The organism is Rahnella sp. Larv3_ips (assembly GCF_003697865.1).
In the GTDB taxonomy this organism is placed as follows: domain Bacteria; phylum Pseudomonadota; class Gammaproteobacteria; order Enterobacterales; family Enterobacteriaceae; genus Rahnella; species Rahnella rivi.
In genome coordinates this window covers 1-418 of record NZ_MJIB01000011.1, presented here as the reverse complement: position 1 = coordinate 418, position 418 = coordinate 1, and the positions used below count along the sequence as shown (strand labels likewise).

The window sequence follows — 418 nt, the reverse complement described above, 5'->3', positions numbered from 1 at the left end:
GACCGGACCGACCACCACGCCCAGCACGCCGAGGCCGACAACCAGGCTCGTCACCGCCAGCGCTGACTTAACGATAGTGCCGGTCAGCTTCGGGTTAGCCTTCACCCATTTGCCCACGTTGCCGAGCCAGTCAGTCGCGGATTGCGTCAGCTTTCGCAGGCTGGAGTCCTGTTTATCAAAGGTCTCGATCTGCAAATCCTCAAACGCGGACTGCATGTTTTTAAGGTCGCCGTCGAGGTTATCGGTCTGCACCTTCGCGACCGACGCCGCCGATCCCCGCGAGTTTTCCAGCGCGGTTTTCTTTTCGGTCAGCCTGCCGTTACCTGCGGCCTCCACCAGCTTCACCGCGCCTTTCATCGCCTCTTCACCGAAGATCACTTTCAGGTATTCGGCCTGCTGCGCCGTCCCGAGCTTGTTC

General features: G+C 60.3%; 1 protein-coding gene. It reads right to left on the bottom strand.

What is annotated here, in order from left to right:
• Positions 1–418 (bottom strand): phage tail tape measure protein (locus tag ED901_RS14855; RefSeq protein WP_122096485.1); only part of this gene is annotated, 418 nt, incomplete at both ends.